This is a genomic window from Aliiroseovarius sp. F47248L (assembly GCF_023016085.1).
Taxonomy (GTDB): domain Bacteria; phylum Pseudomonadota; class Alphaproteobacteria; order Rhodobacterales; family Rhodobacteraceae; genus Aliiroseovarius.
In genome coordinates this window covers 159,920-181,796 of the sequence record NZ_JALKBF010000002.1, presented here as the reverse complement: position 1 = coordinate 181,796, position 21,877 = coordinate 159,920, and the positions used below count along the sequence as shown (strand labels likewise).

The following is a 21,877-nucleotide window of genomic DNA, read 5'->3' as shown; positions in this document are numbered from 1 at the left end:
TGGCGTTAAGTGTCAGAAAAACAATGAACTGTTAGCAAAGATCGCATGATCTACTTGGTCCGTTTGCTGCCGCAGAGGCACGCAATCAACGCGGCGTTTCTTTCTGTTCCTCCCCAAACCGGTCCGAGTCGTTTTTGTTTCGAAGCGACCAGTTCCCTGTGTGTCGGTCTGCAATGCACACATGGTCTTTGCTTTTCAGGCCGTGGTGGCGTAGTTCCTGCACAAACGTTATATTAATTATTTAAGTCAGCACCCAAAACCGAGGGTGCAGGTCAATTTTACAGGGCTCCAATACCGTGGCCACAGCCGACCAAATCGCACCGCAATCGTTCAGTGCCGCAAACCAGTCCAAAAGGGTTCTGCCCTTGCCGGTGCTGTTCTACCTGATCATGGTCGTCGTCCCGTTTCAGTTCTATGCTGGACCGGTGCTTCTGAACGGTGTCCGCGCATTTTTGTTGGTGATGATCGTCCCCCTGACCATCAACTTGATGAGCGGCAAATACGGCCGTCTGGTATTCGCCGATTTTCTGTTCTTCTTGCACATGGGGTGGGCTGCGGTTGCCTTGCAAGTCAACAACCCGGACCGGACGGTTCAGTTCATCGGATCCAACGCGGTTGAGTTTCTGGGCGGCTATATCCTTGCCCGTGCTTATGTCAGGTCGCCACAGGTTTTGATGGCCGTCTGGAAGGTGTTGTTTGTCATAATCATCCTGACGCTGCCGCTTGCACTGTTCGAAGCCAAGACCGCGCGGCCTATCGCGATCGAGATGATTGCCAAGCTGCCGGGCTTGTTCAGTCTTGAAAATATCGTGATGGAATCGCGGATGGGACTTGATCGGGCGCAGGTCGTCTTTGCCCACCCGATTCACTATGGTTTGTTTTGTTCGGTTGCCTTCGCGCTTTGCGTAGTTGGCATGAAGGGTGAATGGGGTAATTTTCGCCGCTATCTGACCACGGGTCTGATCTGCGCGGGGGTTTTCCTTTCACTGTCCAGTGGGGCTTTGTTGCCGGTGGCGTTACAAATCGGGCTGATCATCTGGGCGGCGATGTTCAATAAGCTCAAATCACGGTGGATGTTGCTTCTGTCGCTGATTGTGCTGGCCTATATCACCATTGACCTTCTGTCGAACCGCACGCCCATCCGGGTGTTTATGAGCTATGCGACTTTCTCGCCGCACAACGCCTATTGGCGGGGGTTGATCTTTGAACATGGGATTCAGAATGTCTGGGACAACCCGGTTTTCGGGTTGGGTCTGAATGATTGGAAGCGGCCCGGATGGATGCATGCCAGCACCGTGGACAATTTCTGGCTTCTGATTGCCATGCAGTTTGGCATTCCGGGCTTCATCCTACTGGTCCTGGGTTTTTTCGAGATTATTCTGCGCATTGCGTTTGCCAAGGTGGACGCGGACCCGCTGACATGGCGTTTGCGCCGGGCCTATATGTTCTCGTTCATCGGAATGACTTTCACGCTGTCTACTGTGCATGTGTGGACCAACATCTATTCCTGGACCTTCTTTATGTTGGGCAGCGGGGTTTGGTTTATTTTCACCAAACCCGAGGGGCCATCCGCAACCGACGAGGCGGAAGAAGCACCGGGCAGGCGCAGGCCAGCGGTGACACGTATTCGCGGGGACGCGCCGGTTCTGGCCCGCGATCTTACCGTTGAACCCAAGGTCAAGGAAACGTCGAAAACGCGCCGGATCAACACGGGCTCACAATCGCCGCGCCGAGATCACATGCCCTATACGCGCTTTCCAAACGGGCATGATCCCAAGAAAAGGTGCTGATCCGACAGGTTAGGTCAGCCGCTTGCGGGTCATCCCGATGAAGCGGCGCATTCTGCGTTTGATGGACAAATGACCCGCGATCAGCGCGCGGAAATCGGCGTCAGACATCTTGCCCTGCACCGACGCCCGTGGCCGCAGGAACGCGTTGGGGTCCATGGTCCCGCAATCACTGGAATAGGCACAGGTATAACCGGTTTGGCGCAAGGCTTTCAAAACAGCCGCGTTGTAGCCGCCGAACGGAATGCCAGCGGTGGCCACGGTCTGGCCGCAAATCTGTTCCAATGTGGCGCGCGAAGCCGTCAGTTCGTGGTGCAGTTTGTCTGCGGGCAGGGTGGACCAATTCATGTGATCGACCCCGTGGCTGCCAATGGTCATACCCTGATTTTGCAGCGTGACAATGTCGGACGCGTCAAGCGACCCGGCTTGACCAATTCGCCCGGTCAGAACGAAGAAATCTGCCACCAAACCCCGCGCAGTCAGTTCCGGCAATCCGACCTCAATGTCCGAGATATTGCTATCGTCAAAGCTGATTCTGATCTGGTTGGGGTCGGGCAGGGCGGCGATCATGTCCAGCACGCGGCAGAACTGATCTTCGCTGATCCAATAGGGCGCCTCGTCCTGTTCAAGGGCGCGTTTGGGGGTCCCGATGCCGTGAAAGATGATGCCGACGGTCATGTTAGCCACGTCCTTTCAGGCGACCATAGGCGGCCTCAAGCCCCAGCACCAGCGCGGACCATGGCTGTGACGGTCGGGCCTCGTACGGGCCGGCAGCATCGATGGGGGTGCCGTTCATTCGATCCTTGAACCTTGCCACAGCAGGGTTTGCGTCGAAATCCACGCCGCCCAGATCATACCAGTCCAGCCCACGTGTGCGTGACAGGTTGATACCTTCCCATGTCAGGAAGAACCCGGCGCGCAAACGACGCCCTGCATCAGCCGTTGCGCCGAACAGATAAGTCGCCACCTTGCCGGAAGAGCCGATCACGATCCCGGCCAGATCCTCGTCATCCTTTGTCGCAATCAGGATGTCATACCGCAGATCATCACCCGACAGGGCAAAATGAAACTCGGGCGTGATATCCGGTTGAAAGCCTTTTTCTTTCTGGATGTCCTCAAACAGTCGCAGAAACCGCGTTTGCAAATCAGGGGAGTAACCCGAATCCAGTGAAAGATCAGATTTCCACGCATAGCGAAGGTCGGTGCGCCACTTGCCCATCAGATCCTTCAACATCGTGTCGTGATCTTTGTGCAGATCCATTGCGAAGGATTGATACGAAGGCACTTTGTCGGTCGGGCGATAGCCGCAAGTGGCGGCCAGAGGGTCCATTTTGTTCTTGTCGTGCAATGCAATCCCCGGAAACCGCAGGCGCAGCACGTGACCTTCCGCGTCGCATAACTGGGTGCGGAGCACGGTCAGGATAGATTGCAGGCGTGCGTTGTCCGGATCAACACCAGATACCGGCAACACCAACGGGCCGGAGGGGATCCATGCAATGCCGCGTCCGAGACCCGGGATGGTTTTCAGTCGCACGCTGGTGGCCGCGATGATCTGCGCGCCCTCTTCGACGACCAGAAACTTCAACTGCCCGCCGATCCGATTGGCGGCGGCCTGCCCATAAGTCAGGCTTTGCTCGAAGCTCAGGTCGCGAAACCGGCGCGAGATGTCCGGCCAGTCTTCAGCCGCGATATAGCGTGTGGTAACCATGTAAGCCCCTATATCCGCGTCTTGATCCAGTGGCGGGACAAGGCGTGAAACCCCATTCCGGTGCGCGCCCGAATGCGTGGTGCCAGCTTGATGAACCACAGCCTGTAATACACGAAATTGACCAGTTCGGCCCATTTCAAAAGCAGTTTCAGGCGTAGTCGGGTGCCACCAGCGGCGCGTGACAGGATGATGCGATGAACATCCACCATCCGGCCCCCATAAGACAGCTTATAGGGATAGCTGCCCATCCCACCTTCGATCCGAGTGACGCCTTGTTTGATCATGCTTTCGATCATTTGCACCAGACCGACCTTGCCAATGCTCAACTTGTCGGCAGTGTCGTCCAGACTTCGGGCGGGCAGGCGCCAATGGCAGGTCTGCCCAGCAACCAAGGCGAATTGCGTCGCCAACGGCCCGTCTTTGCCCATCTGGGTGTGAAACTGCACCTGTTCCTTGTCTTCCAACGTGTCGGAGAGTTCCTGATAAAACGCGCTGCTGCCGGGCCAATCGTAGAAATGACCGCCCTTGCCGATGGCCTGCCACTGGATGTTGTGAAAGGTGATGAATGCGGCAAACGCGTCGGCGTCCGGCACATCCACGCGAGTGGTCATGTCAAACGCAGCCTCTAACCCTTTTACGTCGCGGCGATACTGACTGCGCCGTTTTTTGGACAGGCTGGCAAGGTAGTTGTCGAAATCACCCGGCAGGTCAAAGACTGTATGCGCACCAGCGGATTGGTCGGTGACATCGACACTTGGCAGATCAGCGCAGGCACGGGCAGTATCCAGCATTTGCGACAGGTCAGAGACTGGTGTCAGGCTGATCGCATCTGCCAGTCCAGTGTCCAGAAGCCCCGCGCAAGCGGTGGTCCAAATGGCACCCAGAGCTTCTGTCTGAACGGGCAGCGAGAAAATCAGGCAATGCGGATCGGTTCCTGCCAGCCGGGCCAGCTTCAGAGGCACGGGCCCGGCCCAAATGCGTTCGATGCTGAACGGCAGGATCCCGACGAGCGCACCGTCTTGACGCAGAACAAGACATCGAAAGCGCCGCTTCTGCCCGAAATGACGCCACCAGACACCGAACCACCCCGGTGTCAGATAGATGTCAGCGCCGGTCTGGTCGGCCAACGCCTCCCATTCATCCGCCAGCGCCAGCGCCGCATCGGGGTCGTCCAGCCATTCGTGTTCGAAGCCCGCCATCAGGACATCGGCTCCTTGCCCAGAAGCAGATATTGCAACGAAGCCAGCGACAGGCGCACTTTGGCTTTGGTCTCGGCATCGCTGCGCACAAGTCGCAGCGCGCCAAATACCACCAGCCGCAAGGCCGCCGACAGGATATAGATCAGCTTGGCCCCCAGATAGCCTAGTCTACCGTGGTGCTTGCGCGAATAGATCAGATGGCTTTTCTGCATCTGCACATACATGCGTGACCGGATTTGCGAGGTGCTTTTCGATCCACCATCCAGATGGATAATCTGTGCTTCGGGGGTGAACACGCACCGCCACCCGGCCTGACGAATGCGATAGCACCAGTCGGCTTCCTCGGAATATACGAAATAGGCGTCGTCCAGCGGGCCAACCTTGTCCAGCACATGACGAGGGACCAGCATGAACATGCCCGACACCACATCGACGTCGCGTTCAGACTTACGGTCCCAATCGGTGTACCATGGGCGGCCAAAGAACGGATGTATGCCGTCCAGCCGCATCAGGCCAAGACTGACGATCAACAGGTTCATCAGACCCGGTTCGGCAAAACCCGTGCGCTGAATCACCTCCGGGCCTTCCATCACCTGACAGCCGACACAGCCCACATCCGGGTGCCGCGCAAGCCAGGCCAGCATCTTGTCGATTGCACCATCTAGAATGATCGTATCCGGGTTCAGAAGCAGCACATGCGCCCCGCGCGCGACTGCCAGTCCTTGGTTGTTTGCCGCCGCAAACCCGTTGTTTTCCGTATTGGCGATCAGGACAGCATTCGGAAACTCTGCGGCTACCATATCTGCCGATCCGTCCGCGCTGGCATTGTCGACGACAATCAACTCGCACGAGGCTTCGGTCTGGTCGATGATCGACTGCAAACAATCCCGCAACAAATCGCAGGTGTTCCAGTTCACGATGATGACCGAAACGTCAAACGGGCCATCATTCGTGGCACTAGGGGTCTGAACAGACTTCATTCGAAAAGTATCTCTTAAACAACAACCAAATATCTATTATTTTACGCTACATAGGCTGATATAATGATCTGAAAGCGCGTTACAGGGTCTGGTATCTACTGTCTGGCCTACAATTTCAATTGAATGCGACGATATTGCGTCGATCTTCGTTTATTATCGGGATCCTTTATGGACATCGAATGTGTGCAGGAACTGAGGCCTGAGCAAAAGGCAGAGTGGGATACATTCCTGTCCTCGTCCCCGTTTCAGCACCCACGTCAGGACCATCGCTTTGCGGCGACCGAACGTATCGACGGGGCGGATGTTCTGTTCGTGCTGGGCCGTATCGACGGGGCGCTGACCGGGGTCGGTTTGTTGTCACGCACCCGGCACCCGTATCTGGCGTCCCGTTATCGCGATGCCATCTTCCTGAGCGGACCGGTTTGCAACGATGCCGCGACGATGGTCTCGTTCCTGAATGCAGCTTTTGCCCATCCGGAGTTTGCGCGGATCGGACGCGTCAGGATCACGCCTTATTGGCTTGAGGATGACGCGCGGACGCTTCATAAGCTGCTAGAAGGCAATCACTTTTCCCTGTCCAGTGATGGCGTGTTCCGCGACACCGGGCTGATCGACATCGACCCTGAGCCGGATGTGATCATGTCGCGGTTTTCAAAAAGTGCACGGCGCGAGGTGCGGCGGGCAGAACGTGCCGGTGTCACGATCAGACCGATCACCACAGTTGATGGCGCCGCGGAGTTCCTGCACAGTTTGAACCGCCTTCGTGTGGGGCGTGGTTTGATTGCGCTGGCCGAAGACAGTTTTTTGCAGAGCTTCGATGACATTTATAAAGCCGGTGACATAGGAATGTTGCTGGGCGCGTTCAGCGACGACGCCTTTATCAGCGGGTTGTTGATGTATCGCAGCACTCATACCGCCCATGGGCGTCACTTCACCACGGAAACCGAGCTGCTGCACGCACTGAAGAACCTCAGGATTTCGCCGCTTTTATGGCTGGAGGGAATGATTTGGGCGCGGTCCAAGGGATGCGTTCATATGGATGTCGAAGGGTATGTCGAAACGACCGACAAGTCGGATAAGAAATACAACATCTATAAATACAAATCCGAACTCGCCCCGAAAGCGGTCATTCGGGTTGGTGAGCGCAGTCGGATTTCAAACCGCTTCCTGCATGTGACCGGCAATGGCAAAGAGGTGCTGAAAGCTGCTGCAAGACGCCGGTATCGGGCGCTGAAAGGGTTGGATGATGACTGACCTGACGCGCCAGCATCTGGACTGCGCCGACCCCACGCCGTCGTCGTGGTCCTTGTTGTCGCGCGACCCCGATGGCGGGTTGGAGCCGTTGTTCGACGGGCGTCGCGTGGCCTATAGTTTCAACACCCGCACAGCCCTGCGTGAAGCCTGTGATATTCTGGGCCTACAGCCGGGCGATGGGGTGCTTGCCCCTGCCTATAACTGTGGGTCCGAACTTGATCCTCTGCTGGACGCCGGGCTGGACATCGCGTTCTATCGTGTTGATCGCCGGACATGCCCAGATCTGGCGGATATCGCGCGTCGTATCACACCAAAGACCAAGGCGATTTACCTGATCCATTATTTCGGAATGCTGCAACCCGATACTTCCGCGCTTCGTGCGCTTTGCGATGAACACGGGCTGTTTCTGATCGAAGATTGCGCACTGAGCCTGCTGAGTGGTGACAATCCCGCCGAGGGGTTTGCCGGTGATGTCAGTGTCTTTTGCTTCTACAAGCTTTTTCCTGTTCTGGCGGGCGGCGCGATCGTGCTGAACGCAAATGGTTTGAATTTCCAACGCCCGTTTGATCAACCACCACCGGCATCTTTGCTGCGCAAACCGTATATCCGAATGGGGCTGGAGGCGGTCTTGGGTCCGCGTACACTTCGAAAGCTGGCGATGTGGCGGCGCAAGGGCCGAGCTGTGTCGACCACCTTTGCAGAGCCGGGCCCACATATCGACATGCCGCCGGGTTACTACTTCGACCCCGCATTGCGGAGCAGTCGGATCAGCGGCTTTACCAAACGCGCCCTTGAGACGTTCAATCCAACACAGACTCGTGCGCGTAGGCGCGAGAATTACCAGACTTATCAAACCCTTCTGTCAGATACTGCGGGTATAGCTCCGCTTTATGCGACGCTGCCCGAAACGGCGTGCCCGTTGTCTTATCCTGTTCTTGTTGAAGACCGCGATGCTTTGGCGGCGCGCCTTTCTGCGCGCGGGATCGCCGCCACCCCGTGGTGGTCAGGCTATAATCAAAAGCTGAACTGGGATGGCTTTGATGATGCGAAATTTCTGAAAGATCACGTATTGTCACTGCCATGTGGTCAGCATCTGGACAGGGGTCACATCAGCTTGATCATGTCCGAACTGACTGCGGCGCTTGGGACTGCCGACCCGAACTGAACCGATACACCGCCCATGACCCGCCGAAAGGTTCGCGAACTTTTTCAAGGGCAGGGTGGGCATCCAACCGGTCGCGCAGAAACGGGTTCTTGTACATCAGGTAGCAGGGTCGATCAGAATGCTGCGCAGCCTGAATGCAGTTCTCAAGCACCGGTCCCATGATGTCATAGTTGAACGGGTTATAGAGATAGACAATAAGCGGACCGGGGCGCGGCGTATAATCCCGTGCGTCGGCCAGAACCGATACGATTTGATCTGTCGCGCGGGTTTTCAAGGCCGCGATGTTTCGTTGTGCATTTGCGTGCAGGTTCGCGCAAAATTCAATACCCGTTACCTGACGAAACGGATAACGCGCAGCCGCGGCCAATATCGCACCCTTGCCAGACCCGTAATCCACAAAGTCATACTGCTCGTACGGCAGCTTCAGGGATTGCAGAACGTGGCGAAACTCAAGCGCAGGGGTCGGTTCATAACGGTTTGCCGCGCTGCGCTTCAGATCCGAGACCAACAGGTCCGACACATCGACGATCCCTTGAACGTCAAGGTCGCGACTGTGCCGGCATTGGCCCAGCTTGGCCACGGGACCGGGCCAAAGTCGTATCCTCTGCGCTGCACCCAGCAACAGGACCGACCCGGTCTGCGCCACACCGTTATACTTGATGTTCACATGCAACAGGCGCGCGCGGCGGCGCAGTGTGTTGAAAGGGGCATCAAATTCCGGGTTCGCTGTTGTTCTTTTGAAAAGCACGCCTGTGAACCGAACTGCTTATTTTTATTTTCGCGATTACGCGGGGAAACTGGATAAATAGCAAGGTTTGACATTAAAAAAGCGCCCCTCTCGGTCTGAAAGGGGCGCTTTTGTCGCGATTATTTGGAGGCGTTAGCCCAGAAGTTCGGGCTCAAGCACTGTGGTGTCGATGAACTGCGCGTCGGCTTCCAACGCGAACTGGGTGACGTCACCGTCGAAGTGGCGATCCCATTCTGTGCCAAGCGACCAACCCCACTCGCCGCCGCCAGCGCCGACGAATTCCAGATCAAGATCGGCACGTTCCAGTACCAGTTGCTCGTCGACGAACACTTGCAGCAGGTCTGCATCTGCATCTGCCATCACGACAATCTGGTGGCTGTCTGTGTCATCCAGACTAAGATTGTCGACCTTGATGCCTTCCCAGAATGGGCGGTCTTCATTGGCCACGTGAATGCGCAGTCCGTCGCCTTCCAGCGCCACACCAAACTTCATGTGGTTCCAAACCAGACGCTCTGTGTCGCCGTCAACCGAGTTGCGGTTGTATTCGACTGCAAAGGTCAGCTGGTCGGTATCTTCGAACTCTTCCAGACGGCCCAGATAGACGCTGTCGCGGTCTCCATCCAGGCGCACACCTTCGCCGTTGCCGATGACCGACGCATCGTCGCCCAAAGCATAGTCGTCACCAATTAGGGACCCGAAGTCGATGATGTGGTCGTCAACTTCGATGCCTTCGGCCACAACGGGACCACCTTCGTCGGGGAAAGTGGGTCCGTCATCTTCGCCTTCACCGTTGCCGGTCTGATCATCACCATCGGTTTGGTCACCACCGTCAGTTTGGTCATCACCATCGGTTTGACCACCGCCATCGGTTTGACCACCGCCGTCGGTTTGGTCACCGCCGTCGGTCTGATCGTCACCGCCGGTTTGATTGCCACCGTCGGTTTCGCCATTGACCATGTCAAAGTCGGTGCCAATGCGGAAGTCGCTGACTTCGCCTTCAAAGAAGCTGTCCCAGGCAGTGCCGAGTGACCAACCCCATTCGCCGCCACCAGCGCCGACAAAGTTCAGGTCAGCGTCATTCTGGTCAAGCACCAGATTGCCGTCGACATAGACTTTCAACTGGTCGGTATCTTGATCAGCCAACACAACAATGTTGTGATCTTTGTGATCATCAAGGCCAAGCCCTTCAACCTGGAAACCTTCCCAGAAAGGACGGTCTTCGTTCGCCACATGGATCGACAGATCACCGTCTTTCAGTGTGACGCCAAATTTCATGTGGTTCCAGACAAGTCGCTGGCTGCCACCATCCGAATCTGCTTGGTTATAAGTGATCGAGAATGCGATTTTCCCTGAGTTTTCAAACTCTTCCAGGCGTCCGAGATAAACGTGATCTTTGTCACCGTCCATGCTGACAGCGCCATTTTTCACTGTTGCATTGTCCTGAAGCGCCGATTGGTCTTGGGACAGCTTGTTCATATCGAGCACATAGTTCGCTTGAACAACTGGTGTTTCGTCGCCACCGCCGGATTGGTCACCGCCGCCGGTTTGATCACCGCCGGTTTGGTCGCCACCGCCGGTTTGGTCGCCACCGCCGGTTTGGTCGCCGCCGCCGGTTTGGTCGCCGCCGCCGGTTTGGTCGCCGCCGCCGGTTTGATCACCACCGCCGGTTTGATCACCACCGCCGGTTTGGTCGCCACCGCCGGTTTGGTCACCACCACCAGTTTGACCACCGCCTGAGCCTCCACCCTGATATTCAGGTTGAACCTTTGAAGCGCCGGCATTCAGTGTATCAATGATGCCGCCTGTCACACCCGTTGCACTGTGGGCGCCGCCACCTTGCAAGCCAGAAAGGCTTTCAAGCAACGAACCAACATAGTTGGCAGAGCTGGGGCTGGTGTATTGAACGATCACGTTGTCATTCACGTTCCAGCCGCTTTGGCCGTTATAGCCGCCGACTTCATATGTGATGTTGTCTTCGATCGTAACGGTGTTCGAATTCTCGGAAACGATGATCCGCGGTGTCATGATGCTGCCCGAGCGGCCAGCGTTGTTGCCGTTGCTCATGTCGCCATCGGCTTGCAGGATCGTGTTGTTGCGAATGGCCAGATTGTTGGTTTCGCCTACCGTGATGCCGTGAACGTGAGCGTTATAGATCGTGTTATCTTCAATCAGCACGTTCTTGTAGTACATTTCCGAGCCAGCTTGGCCTTGGTCAACCAGCTCGTTGCGCATGAAGATCGATTGGGTCCAAGCGCCCGATCCAATGTCCAGCGTATTGCCACGGATCACGATGTCGGTGCTGGGGCTGTCGGTGCCCGTTGTCCAAAATTGCAGCATGTCTTTGTGGAACGGCGAGGCCGGATCCGAGTCAAAGTCATGGATGTAGTTGTCTTCGATCAGAACACGCTGCACATCAGCGAAGTTCATACCGTCACCGCTGATCGAGTGGACGTCGTTGCCTATGACCTTAACGTCGGTGCTGACAAGAACCTTCACACCACGGTGCCAGTTCGACACTTCGTTGTTCAGAAGGTTCACATTGTCAGAATTGATAACCGTCAAACCCCAAGCAGTGCCGTAGCCAGTGTTGTCGTCATCGCCCAGGACCTGGGTGTTCTGCACCGTGATCAGCGAGCTTCCGTTGATCGCGAAAGCCTGCAGATAGTCCGGATCACCGTTCTTATAGGTGTAGTCAAACTTCAGATTGTCGAAGGTCACGTTTTCGGCGTTGTTCACCTGAACCGACGAGAAGGTCGCAGGGTTTGATGGGTTAGCCGACGTAATCGTCACGGTGTCCGAGAACTGTTTGCTGAGGTTCAGCGCACCGTAATTCCCGGAAGCCAATTTGATGGTATCGCCGCCTTGCGCACTGCTGATCGCTGCAGAAAGCTCAGACGCATTGCTTACGTTGTAGATGGTCATTTATCACCTGCCATATTTCATACTCCGCCCTCCCATAGGCAGAGATCTAACTTCGTGCACCCCGTTGATGGATAATCCGTGTTGATGAGGCGTAAACGCGCCGAGATTGTGTTCGATGCGTGTTTTTTCGCTCAAAGAAACAATGAAAAAAACCCTGAAACGCCCCGAATAAGCGAAAAATTGACGATTTTCGCGCCACATTTCAGTATGGACTGCCTCAATTGGCGGGCATTAACGGGCGAAAAGTCGATTCGTTGCATACCGATTGTTTGCAAAACCGACACGGTGATCGCGGAAAAGTAGAGTGTTGGACTATATTGTTGTGCTTGAGTGTAAAGAAAGAATCACCTGCGGACGGCACAAGGCAGATTGTTTCCAGTTGCACTGACCATTTGTCCTAGCTTTGGAGCTCGGGTGTCAGGATGCCATATTCAGTCGTCATGATGTCCGAACGCATGATCCGTGCCGGGTTTCCTGCGACGATCGAACAATCCGGCACATCCTTGGTGACCACGCTGCCCGCCCCAACAATACAATGATCGCCGATGGTCACGCCGGGCATGATGATCGACCCCGCACCGATAAAGCAGTAGGCGCCGATATGGGTGTCGACATGTTTGTTGTTGACGAAATCATGGGTCAGGATCGCGACATCGAAGGTCACACTTGTATGTGCTCCGATGTGGATGCCGCGCGGATTGGTATAATCTAGTCGCGCCTTGGACGAAATCCGGGTGTTTTCCCCAATCGTCATGCCAAAATACCGAGTCAGGATCGCCCGCCGCAATATCGTGCGGTAATGGTAGATATTATTGCGAACCTGATGAATGGGGTATTGCATGTGATCTGTGTATCCCGAAAATCCTTTGCGGCAGTCTAGGGCGGGGCAGGTCGTCCGACAATCCCGCAACCAGAACTGCCCACGTCGTCAGACCTGTCCCTTTTCGGCGACATATCTTCTAAGGAACCCCATCGTGAGAGGGGCCAGCAGAAATGTGGCGAAGACACAGACCATTATCGCGCTCTGCGATGTCGGCGACGGGATGGATGCATATTTCAGCGATGTGTATAGCCCGACAAGGAACATACACAAGAAGGTCAAACCAATTGATATCGTGATCGGGCGGGGCGAGATTTTCAGGCGCCAATGGATCAGACCCAAGGACAGACCAAAGCCGACAAACTCGGCGATTGCAGCGATCCAGATCACCGGCAAAAGCTCTCCGGTCGTGGCAGCGGCATACCAAGCGGCGGGCAGCGCGACGACGCGGGCAAGACTGGCGATCATCGGATTTTCGGTCTGGGCGCGCGCCAGTGAAATGGCGTTCCCACCTGCTTTGAACATTCGAAGCGCCTGCAACAAGGCCAGCCAAGGCAGAATTGGAATGATCGCTTCGTATTTCGGTCCAAGCAGCAGATGTACCACTGGGTCGCCCAGCAACAAGACGCCAAGAACAAACATCAGCCCCAGCAGCAAATAGGATTGGATGATGGTCATCGACAGTTTCTGGAACTGAAGCGGCTCTTTCTGGTTTCGCGACAGTTGGGGCAGAAAGAAAGACTGCACGCTGGTCTCCAACACAAGCGTCGGTGTCAGGGTCAGCGTGAAACCCATCGAAAACAGCGCCAGCGCCTCCAGCCCAAGTTCGCGACCGACGACCAGCTTTTCGCCGTTGAAAATGACAAATAGAACCGCACCGCCCAGCAGGATCGGCCAGCCAAAGCGGAAGGCGCGTACCATCGTTTGACGATCAAAGGTCATTCGGAACGGTCGTTCGGCCAGCAGATGCGAGAATACTGTGGTCAGAACCCACTGGATCAAGAGCGCATAGAGCATGACGCGATAGTCGCCATATATATAATGTAGCGGCCACAGCGAAATCACCGAGATCACGGTGGGCAAAAGGTGGGACAGAATATTTGGCGAATACTTCATCTGCCGTTGCAAACGATAGATGTCGAAATGCGTCAGGCCCGAGATGATCGGCACAACAGCCAACAGTTGATAGGTCCACGCAAGTTCAGGAATGCCCAGAAATTTCGCCAGCGGGTGTGCAATAATGAAAAGAGCCCCGGCAGAAATGAAACTGCGCAGAAAGTTAAACCCTTGCAGATTGGTCTGCATATGGGGGTTATCACCGTCTTCGTCCTGGATAATCATCTGTGGCAAGCCCAGCGTCGACATCATTTCGACAATGGCCATGCTGATCGCGAAGGTCGACGCAATGCCGTAATCCTCGATACTGATCAGGCGCGCAACGATCAGGTTCCGAGCAAACAGCATCAGATAGAAGAACGAGTTCCCGGATAACAGTACAATCGCGGATTTTAACATTTTGGGACTCTTATGCGGGGCCAGTCACTGGCATAGCCAATACGTTAGCGAAAACATTTAAACAACCGGGCTGAGGTTTTCGGGGCCTCACATCGGCACGAACCTTGGCAGTCTTGGCAGGCTTTGGGTCATAAAGTCAATCAACCGGGCATCGGCGTCTGCTTCGCTTTCGTCCGGGCGGATCGGCGTAACATAACGCACCAGCGCCCCATCGGTGCGCCCCATGGTCAGGCTGTCGACCACCACGCCGATCTTGGCGGTGAAGTCATTTGTCTGGCGTTTGCCGCGCTGTTCGAACCAGTAATAGACAAGTTGCTTACTCAGCCCCTTCTGGATGACCGAGCGATTGACGTGGAAGCTGCCATAGGCGGGGACGTTGGGATTGACCTCGACCGGTTCAAGGCTGAACACCTCCCACCCGCCAACGGGCAGGCAGACCTCGGGGGAATGGATGCCACTGCCTTCGGTTTGCTTGTCATAAAAGGCCACGAACATGTTGATATAGTCGGGCGATCCGGGTGCGGAATAGGTCGTGCTGAGGTAGTCGGTCGCGCCCAGAACCTGCTCGATCTCAGGGTCCAGCCGCGAGGATGTGCCAGACCAGTCGCCGAACTGGCGGGGAAACAGGGTGAACGGTTCACGCTCGACCTTGACCGCGTCGCCACCTTGCAGGCTGACCCAGCCAACCGAAACGGCCATGGTCATAAACGTCGCCACAGCCATCGCCTTGGACGGTTGAATGCCCAGAAAACGCCCGGCCACTGGACCAAACCCTTCGGTGTCCAGATCTATCGCTTCGCTCAGCGGTTTGGGGTCGCGGGTCATGCGCTGCAGGATGATGGCCATCAGAAACAGGATCAGGATGCAGATGACAAAGATCACCCAGCCTTCGAAGAAATGCAGAAACCCCTCGGCCGCTTCGATCCCTTGACGGTCTACCAGAATGCCGATGATGCCGATCCGCACAGAGTTCATCAGAACCGTCAATGGCGCGGCTGACACCAGAAGCACCACTTTGTGCCAGATCGGTCCACGATAGAGAATGGCGAACAGATAAGAGAAACTAAGGATCGGAAACAGGTAACGCAGGCCGGAACAAGCCTCGGCCACTTGTAGTTTATAGACGCCAAGGTCGATGATGTTGCCTTCAAGGAAGACCGACACACCGGCAAGGCTAACGAACCAGACGCCCAGCTCGGATGACATGTATTGCAGCAGGATCGTCAGCTTCCAGTACAGGAACTGCGGAAGGGGCAGCATGAAGACCAGATGCACCACCGGCAATTGATGCGTTCGCCCGCGTTTCCAGCCAAAGACCACCAGCACCACGCCACCCAACCAAATGATCATCGCATAGGTGACGATATCTGGGATGCGTGTCAGGTTGCCTAGAATAGCAATCGCCAGTGCCACCACAATGACGACAATGCCCGGCCAGCGATCATGCACTGTCAAATCGGGCAGGGGGGCTTTGCGCAATTCACGCAGAAACAGGTAAAGAGAGATGATGGGGATCAGCGGGCCATGGCTGTATTCCGGCGTCGACCACGCTGCGGCCAACGACTGAAACCCGATCCAGAAGATCGGCAGGGCGCTGGCAATCAGGACAACAAACCAGAAGACGCCCGCCAGATTCAAATCTGGCAGTGCGTGTGTCGGCTGCTGCGGTTTGTCATTGGTGACGGACATCAAATCTGTCCCTTGAATAAACTGGCGAGCAATTTGGTTAGCAGAGTCTGCACATTAATGATGTGTTTATCGGGCATTTTTGGGGCTTGGCCCATAGAAAAACCTCGTCTTTTGGCAAAAACTACCGGTTTTCACCAGAATGTGAGCACTATGTTCGCGTTTGCGAAACGATCAGGCCAATCGGTGGAAACTGGTTCGCCGCCTACCAGTTCCGTTCCGACGATCAAACACCGACTAGTTGGCTTCTTCGGTTTGTGGTTCTTTCAATCGGGCGATTTCAGCGTCCATCGTGGCGACGAAGGCGGGCGGGTTCGCAGGATCAATCATCGCTTTGACCTTCTCGAACTGCGCCAGAGCGGCGTCGGTGCGAAAAGCGGCGGCATAGGCCATCGCCAGATGATACTGCACCGTCACGTTGTTTTCCATGACGTCAGCAGCTGGTTCCAGATGGGCGACAGCCTCGTCATAGTTTTGCAAGCGATAGGCGATCCAGCCATACGTGTCCTGAAACGGTGCCACATCTGACCCACGCAGCCGACGGGCAACTTTATAGGCGCGTTCAAGGCTTTCGGTGTCTTCGCGGTGATCCGCCAGCAGGCTGGCAAGGTTGTTGGCGACGATCTGGTTGCTGCTATCCTTGGCATAGAGGCTTTCATAGACGGCAATGGCACCGTCAATATCGCCCGCCAGCTCAAGCTCTCCTGCCTCGACCCAAGCCAGTTGTGCGCTGTCTGGTACGGTTGTCCGTGCGGTGGCCAGAGTTGCCAAAGCAGCTTCTTCGTTGCCGCTGCTGCGTTGCAGTCGGTAAAGCGCGGTCCAAACCTCGGCCCGCTGATCGTCCTCTTCCAACAGGTCGTTGAAGATGGTTTCAGCCTCTGACACCCGCCCGCTTTGCGCCAGTATGGACGCACGCACGAAATGTAGCATCGGCGTATCGGGCGAAACCGATAGCAGCTTGTCGACATGATCCAGCGCCTGTTCAGTGTCGTCCTGATCCAGAAAGCGGCGAATGATGACGATATCTGCGGTATCTACACCTTCGGTGCCCGCCGAGACAGATTCCAGAAACGAATTTAGCTCGGTCTCGCGATTTTGGGCGGCCAGTCGGCGCGCGGTCAGCGTGTTTGCAAGTTCGGTGGTCTGGTCTGAGTCCAGCCCACGAAGGGTCTGCGCCACATGTTCGGTGCGACCCCAGTCCTGCATGTCGATGTACAAACTGCCCAATGCTGCAAGGATCTGCGCATTCCGAGGTTGGATTCGCAGCGCACCCAACAAGGCGTCTTCGGCAGGCAGGTGTTTTCCCTGACTCATCAGGTGGCTGGCATAGCGCAGGCTTTCAGCCGCCCCATTGTTCGAATTTTCGACGGCTAGCGCCAGCATCTCGGACATCAATTCCTTGTTGCCGTCTCGTTCATGGGCGCGGGCCATCAGGGTCATGATTTCGGGATCGTTGGGTGTGTCGGCCAAGGCTGCGCGCAAGGTCATAATCGCGTCCCCGGTTTGATCATCAGCGATCAGCCAATCCGCCCGCCGCTTCAGGGCTTCGGTATGGGTGCTGTCGCGCTCCAGCACTTCTTCGATCAGGGCGCGCGCGCCAACCGGGTTGCCGGTCGTGTCCAGCATCCGGGCCAAGCCAACTTTCACGTTGTCCGTCTGGGCCGAGGGCTCGGCACCTTCCAGTATGGCCTGCATTTCGGCAATCGCTTCTTGTGGACTGCCGGTATCGAAATTGATCGACGCACGCAGCGACCGATAAAGCGCCTGATGTGGCGAGCCGCTGGCGATCAGCTTGTCCAACTCTTCTTTTGCAGCGCCGTTGCCGCGAAATTCAGACAAAAAGCGGACTAGAGTTGCGCCCGCTTCCGGGTTTTCGTCCTGGGGATCGACGCGGTCACGCAGAAGGGTTTCGGCGTGGTCGATGTTGCCGTGAGAGATGTACCATTGCACCAAGGCGGCCAGCATCTGCTGATTGTCAGGAAATGTCGCGACCATTGTTGTCAGTTGTTGCTCGATGGCGTCTGTATCGTTGATTGCATAAAGAACACCCAGCCGCTTTTGAAGAAACTCTGGCGATTCCGGCGCGTACTCCAACGCGCCGTCCACGGCCTGTAGTGCGCGTTTCCAGTCTTTCAGACGGATGTAATCGTCAATCACCAACCGGCGCAGGCCCAGATGTGAAGGGTCTTCGTCAAGCAGTTCAAGCGCGGCTTTCTGTGCTTCGCTTCGTCCGGTTTCGTTGTTGCCAATGACCGCATCTCGATAGGCGAGCGCTACGATTGATATGCGCGATGTCAGATCATCCGGGGCCAGCTTTGCCGCATATTCACCATGACGGCGCAATTCATCCCAGTTGCCATTTTCAATCGCCATTTCCGCAAGTGACTTTCGGCCTTCCAGATCATCTGGATACTGTTCGACAAGGCGCAGATATTGGCTGTAAGCCTCGGCCGTGTCACCATGGTCGCGCCGCATCTTGGCATAAGTCGCACGGGCATCGCGATGCTTCCCATTGCGGCTAAAGACGTTCTGAAACTCAACCGTGGCGCGGGCCACATCGCCGTTTTCCACATGTTCCAGTGCCGCGGTGAAATGCTCTTCTGCGCGTTCTTCCGATGACTTGCAATTTGTCAAAACGGTCAGGGCACAGGCCAGAAGGATGCCGGAAAAGATGCGGTTGGTCATAGGTGTCATCAGCTCACGATAATTGGGGCCGTTTGGCGGTGAAATGCGTCAAATATGTCATAGCACATATTTACCCGATTTCTGTCTGCGACCACAAGCAAGCGGCGCGGCAATAAAAAAGGGCCGCGTAACCGGCCCTTTTTCGTCACTTGATCCTGTGGATCAGGCGGTTTTCTTACGCTTGCGCGACAGAGCGCCAAGGCCGGCCAGACCACCAAGCAGCAGGAAGCCTGCGGCAGGCAGCGGAACCGGTGCAACCTTGAATTCCTTGATGCGGAAACTGTCGCTGATCCCATCGGCACCGATTGTGAACGACGATGCGATCACGTTGCCGAAATAGTACGGGTTGCTGCTGGATTCGTTGGCGACTTTGGTGCCGTTCACATAGATGTCGGCGTCGTCACCACGACCGAAATACGAGAACGTGACCGACACAAGGCGGACAGCATAGTCGAAGTTGAACGTAATGGCTTCGTCAACGAAACCGTCCAGCTGCGAGCTGGAATCGCCACGACCCCAGACACCAAGACCACCAGCGGTCTGTGTCAGATAGTCAGCGCCCGAACCTGCGCGCCATGGGTCGATGGAACCCTGAGCGCCAACGGTGTCAAACGACCCCATCTGGCCCAGCGAAGTCACGTCGCCCCCGGTTGTCAGATCAACAACTGTCGCGGCATTTGCGGCTGTTGCCATCATACCCACGACTGCTGTGGTTGCTAGGAATTTTTTCATATCCTTACCCTTCTTATTAATAGCTTAAATATTACCAAGCTCACTCATTATACATACACCACCACGGAAAACTTATCATGCGGTCCAGTATGTGTCACGACGAATTAAGGCAAATTTGCACGAAAAAGGGCAACTTTATGACTTTTCAAATCGTTAGAGTTGGCCTTTCTTCACGATTTGCACGCATTGTGTAAAGACCCGAAACAATGGGTCAATTGTCACTGCGTTTGCTGGGCGACGGTGGGCAGACCATCGACCCCTTCGACCACCGGGTATTTGGGCATCGCCCCCGCGGTTTCACCCTGTGCATTGAAGGTCTGATTGCCGTAGTCAGTCAGCCGCTCCCATCCGGTCAGCTCGGTGCCCTCATAGGTGTATTCGTCGATCCAGTCGGTGCGAGGAAACAACACAGGGTCAAACGGAACATCCGGGTGGGGCGCGCGGGTCAGTCGAGTGATCTGCATAGCGCCGTCCGGTCCCGGCTCATAGTACCGGATCTCGTGATCGGCGAACTGCATTGAGATAAACGCCGGCGCGCTGTCATACACACCATTGTTCGCGATCACCGCAATATCAACGCGTGTAGAAACAACATCAGGAGAGCCAGCAATGACGTTCGCTTCTTGCCAACCCATAGATATGCGCGCTGATGATCCGGCCTCGTCCAGCAATTCGATATCGACCTGATCGTCATCACCCCGCAGAAACACCCAGTTGAAGGTCAGCGGCAGGCCGTTAGGGTCAACGGTATCGCGCGCAGAAACGACCATCTCGCGGCTGAACCGAGGGCTGCGCCAGACCCGCGCGATGGCCGAGGGTGTATCGAATAACCGTTCGGTCAACCCATCACCGAACATGTCAATACCGGGCGTCGCCTCGGGTTCTTCCAGAACCGTCAGGTGTACCATTGGCGGAATGTTCTCGGGTTTGATCGAATTGGCCAGCGCAACCATGCGTTCCAGATTGATGCCTTCCGGCGGAAACACCGTGGGATGGGCGACAGCGGCAAGATAGGCCCCCCGTTCGCCCACCTGATCCCGGCTGCGGCGAAACACCATTTGCACTGTCGAGGCCAGTAAGCCAGTTTCGATCAGTTTGGCCTTCGTGTCGGGGCGGAACGCGGCAAGGATCATCGCCAGCGCCTCAAGATGCGGTTGGTCCGACCCTGAAGCACCCTGCGAAATGATATAGTATGGCGTGTTGGCCGGAAACATGTCTTTGCCGCCTGGCTCATGGTCCTGATAGGACGGATAGACATGGATCTGCCCGTTCACATAGTTCTGATATAGTGCCTGAGCACCACCGGCCTGCATCCCTGTCAGAACCATCCGTGGAAGCGATCGCGCAAACGGACCGGCCGTTAGTGCAGTCGATGAGTTGCCGATCACCGGTGCGTTGAACAGCAATCCAAGCGCCGGGCCATAGTCAATGTTCTGATCCCGCAGGATGGGGTGATACAGCAAGGTCGTCAGCTGAGGGTGACGCGCCATATTAAGTGGTGAATGCTTGCGATCCCGGTTCTCATACAAATCGCCCCAGTTGCCGGCCGCCTCACCGCGCGCGTAAAGCTCGCGCAGCAGTTGGTGACCGGGCAATGGAGTCTCGGGCCCAAGTACAGCGGTGGGTGCGGCATCCGGAAAATTTATCTGAACGACGGGGCGTTCAGATAAAGGCGGGGGTGGCAGATGGATGGGCGCGACATAGGCACTGCCGCCGTTGACTTCGACCGGTTGGGGGCTGTCCTGAGACTGTGCCATCGCCGCGGGCGCAGCTGTTATCAAAGCGATGCTCAAAACGCGTCGCAGCCCACCGAAAAACTTAATCGAATGCATGTCTAATACCCCCGGCTTCGCAGCGTAATATCGCCGCACCGTTTACGACAATATCACAATCCGCCTCGTTGTGCGCAAATTGCTTAAAGGCGCGGCGATCAGGTCTTGCGGTATCGCCCAAGAAACCGCAGGGCAGCGACAATCAGAATGAGTGGCCCCGTGATTTCGAATATCCGTTCGACCCAGGTATTATTCCCCAGAAGATGGGTGTGATAGACATGAAAAAATCGCAACACACGCAGCAGGACAAAGGTAAACACGGCAACGATCCCAAGCAGTTCCAGCCACATTCGCGCCATGGCGTGGCGTAGACCTACCAAGATCCAGATCACCCAGAATCCCAACACACCCGCGACAATCAACGCAAATGCCATCTGCACACTGCGTCGCAACCCATACCAACCCTGACCTTGGGCAACACAGCGTCCAGCAGAGGTGACAAAAGTTTGCAGATCCAGCTGTTTGTTGACGGCCAGCAATGCCAGCAAAACCGCAGTGGAGGCCCAGAAATACCGCTCGAACCGACGCTCGGAGGAACTGAGCCGAGCGGTCCTTACACAGCGGAACGACAGGTAAGCCGCAGCGAGATACAGCAGTGTTGTTGCCCAACCAAGAAGATCAGGATCGCCAATCGTAGGGGTCCAGGTTTCGGTTAAGCAGGTCCAAAAAACATTCATGTCAATCGCCTGAGTCTCTGTTTTATTCCGCTACTGCATCTGTCTGCCCGACGACTCATCATCGCAGCACTTTGACGAACTATGTCAGATTTGCCATGGTGTTATAGACCCTGATTGACCAATTCTTTGCCTATTGGGGCGCTACCGCTGGACAGTGTCGTCGATCA

The 21,877-nt window shown here is 55.9% G+C and carries 16 protein-coding genes; 3 read left to right on the top strand and 13 right to left on the bottom strand.

All coding sequences use genetic code 11. The features are described from left to right. The first annotated feature begins 296 nt into the window (after positions 1-296). Positions 297-1,790 (top strand): O-antigen ligase family protein, encoded by a 1,494-nt coding sequence (locus MWU51_RS17160; protein WP_247039301.1) that lies wholly within the window; start codon positions 297-299, stop codon positions 1,788-1,790. Positions 1,791-1,799: 9 nt separating this feature from the next. Here MWU51_RS17160 and MWU51_RS16120 read toward each other — a convergent pair whose 3' ends face one another. Genes MWU51_RS16120 through MWU51_RS16105 form a run of 4 tightly spaced genes read right to left on the bottom strand, consistent with a single transcriptional unit; the run spans position 1,800 to position 5,674 of the window. Next, entirely contained in the window at positions 1,800-2,465 is a 666-nt protein-coding gene (locus tag MWU51_RS16120) for a polysaccharide deacetylase family protein (protein WP_247039299.1), read from the bottom strand. 1 nt (position 2,466) lies between these two features. Beyond that, positions 2,467-3,495 carry a GNAT family N-acetyltransferase gene (locus tag MWU51_RS16115; RefSeq protein ID WP_247039298.1) on the bottom strand — a complete coding sequence of 343 codons (1,029 nt, stop codon included), beginning with the start codon at positions 3,493-3,495 and terminating at the stop codon, positions 2,467-2,469. Positions 3,496-3,503: 8 nt separating this feature from the next. Continuing rightward, a complete protein-coding gene (locus MWU51_RS16110; RefSeq protein ID WP_247039296.1) occupies positions 3,504-4,694 on the bottom strand; it encodes a GNAT family N-acetyltransferase in 1,191 nt (396 codons plus the stop codon). Continuing rightward, the gene (locus tag MWU51_RS16105) at positions 4,694-5,674 is read right to left on the bottom strand and encodes a glycosyltransferase family 2 protein (RefSeq protein WP_247039294.1); all 981 of its coding nucleotides are present in this window, start codon (positions 5,672-5,674) and stop codon (positions 4,694-4,696) included. The genes MWU51_RS16110 and MWU51_RS16105 overlap by 1 nt, the downstream gene beginning before the upstream one ends. 168 nt (positions 5,675-5,842) lie before the next feature. Here MWU51_RS16105 and MWU51_RS16100 point away from each other — a divergent pair, with 168 nt between their 5' ends. After that, positions 5,843-6,928, top strand: a complete 1,086-nt coding sequence (locus MWU51_RS16100; RefSeq protein WP_247039292.1) for a GNAT family N-acetyltransferase — start codon at positions 5,843-5,845, stop codon at positions 6,926-6,928. Then, complete coding sequence (locus tag MWU51_RS16095) at positions 6,921-8,093, top strand: DegT/DnrJ/EryC1/StrS family aminotransferase (RefSeq protein ID WP_247039290.1); 1,173 nt, start codon at positions 6,921-6,923, stop codon at positions 8,091-8,093. Before MWU51_RS16100 ends, MWU51_RS16095 begins: the two co-directional genes overlap by 8 nt. On the opposite strand, the gene MWU51_RS16090 is transcribed toward MWU51_RS16095, so the two are convergent. From MWU51_RS16090 to MWU51_RS16050, 9 genes are all read right to left on the bottom strand, one after another. Further along, positions 8,047-8,841, bottom strand: coding sequence for a class I SAM-dependent methyltransferase (locus MWU51_RS16090; RefSeq protein ID WP_247039288.1), 795 nt, complete (start codon positions 8,839-8,841; stop codon positions 8,047-8,049). The two genes, MWU51_RS16095 and MWU51_RS16090, sit on opposite strands and share 47 nt — an antisense overlap. Positions 8,842-8,973: 132 nt before the next feature. Further along, positions 8,974-11,763, bottom strand: coding sequence for a right-handed parallel beta-helix repeat-containing protein (locus MWU51_RS16085; RefSeq protein WP_247039286.1), 2,790 nt, complete (start codon positions 11,761-11,763; stop codon positions 8,974-8,976). A 397-nt stretch (positions 11,764-12,160) separates the two neighbouring features. Beyond that, positions 12,161-12,604: an acyltransferase gene (locus MWU51_RS17115; RefSeq protein WP_281502784.1), complete on the bottom strand. Its 444-nt coding sequence runs from the start codon at positions 12,602-12,604 to the stop codon at positions 12,161-12,163. Positions 12,605-12,691: 87 nt separating this feature from the next. Continuing rightward, positions 12,692-14,098: an oligosaccharide flippase family protein gene (locus MWU51_RS16075; RefSeq protein WP_247039284.1), complete on the bottom strand. Its 1,407-nt coding sequence runs from the start codon at positions 14,096-14,098 to the stop codon at positions 12,692-12,694. An 87-nt stretch (positions 14,099-14,185) separates the two neighbouring features. After that, positions 14,186-15,787, bottom strand: coding sequence for a VPLPA-CTERM-specific exosortase XrtD (gene xrtD / locus MWU51_RS16070; protein ID WP_247039282.1), 1,602 nt, complete (start codon positions 15,785-15,787; stop codon positions 14,186-14,188). Positions 15,788-16,021: 234 nt separating this feature from the next. Further along, positions 16,022-18,469, bottom strand: a complete 2,448-nt coding sequence (locus MWU51_RS16065; protein ID WP_247039280.1) for a tetratricopeptide repeat protein — start codon at positions 18,467-18,469, stop codon at positions 16,022-16,024. 162 nt (positions 18,470-18,631) lie between these two features. Further along, positions 18,632-19,201 carry a VPLPA-CTERM sorting domain-containing protein gene (locus MWU51_RS16060; RefSeq protein WP_247039277.1) on the bottom strand — a complete coding sequence of 190 codons (570 nt, stop codon included), beginning with the start codon at positions 19,199-19,201 and terminating at the stop codon, positions 18,632-18,634. 218 nt (positions 19,202-19,419) lie between these two features. Then, positions 19,420-21,033: a hypothetical protein gene (locus MWU51_RS16055; RefSeq protein ID WP_247039275.1), complete on the bottom strand. Its 1,614-nt coding sequence runs from the start codon at positions 21,031-21,033 to the stop codon at positions 19,420-19,422. A gap of 98 nt (positions 21,034-21,131) precedes the next feature. Further along, on the bottom strand, positions 21,132-21,710 hold the full coding sequence (locus MWU51_RS16050) for a hypothetical protein (protein WP_247039273.1): 579 nt from the start codon (positions 21,708-21,710) through the stop codon (positions 21,132-21,134). Positions 21,711-21,877: the final 167 nt, after the last annotated feature.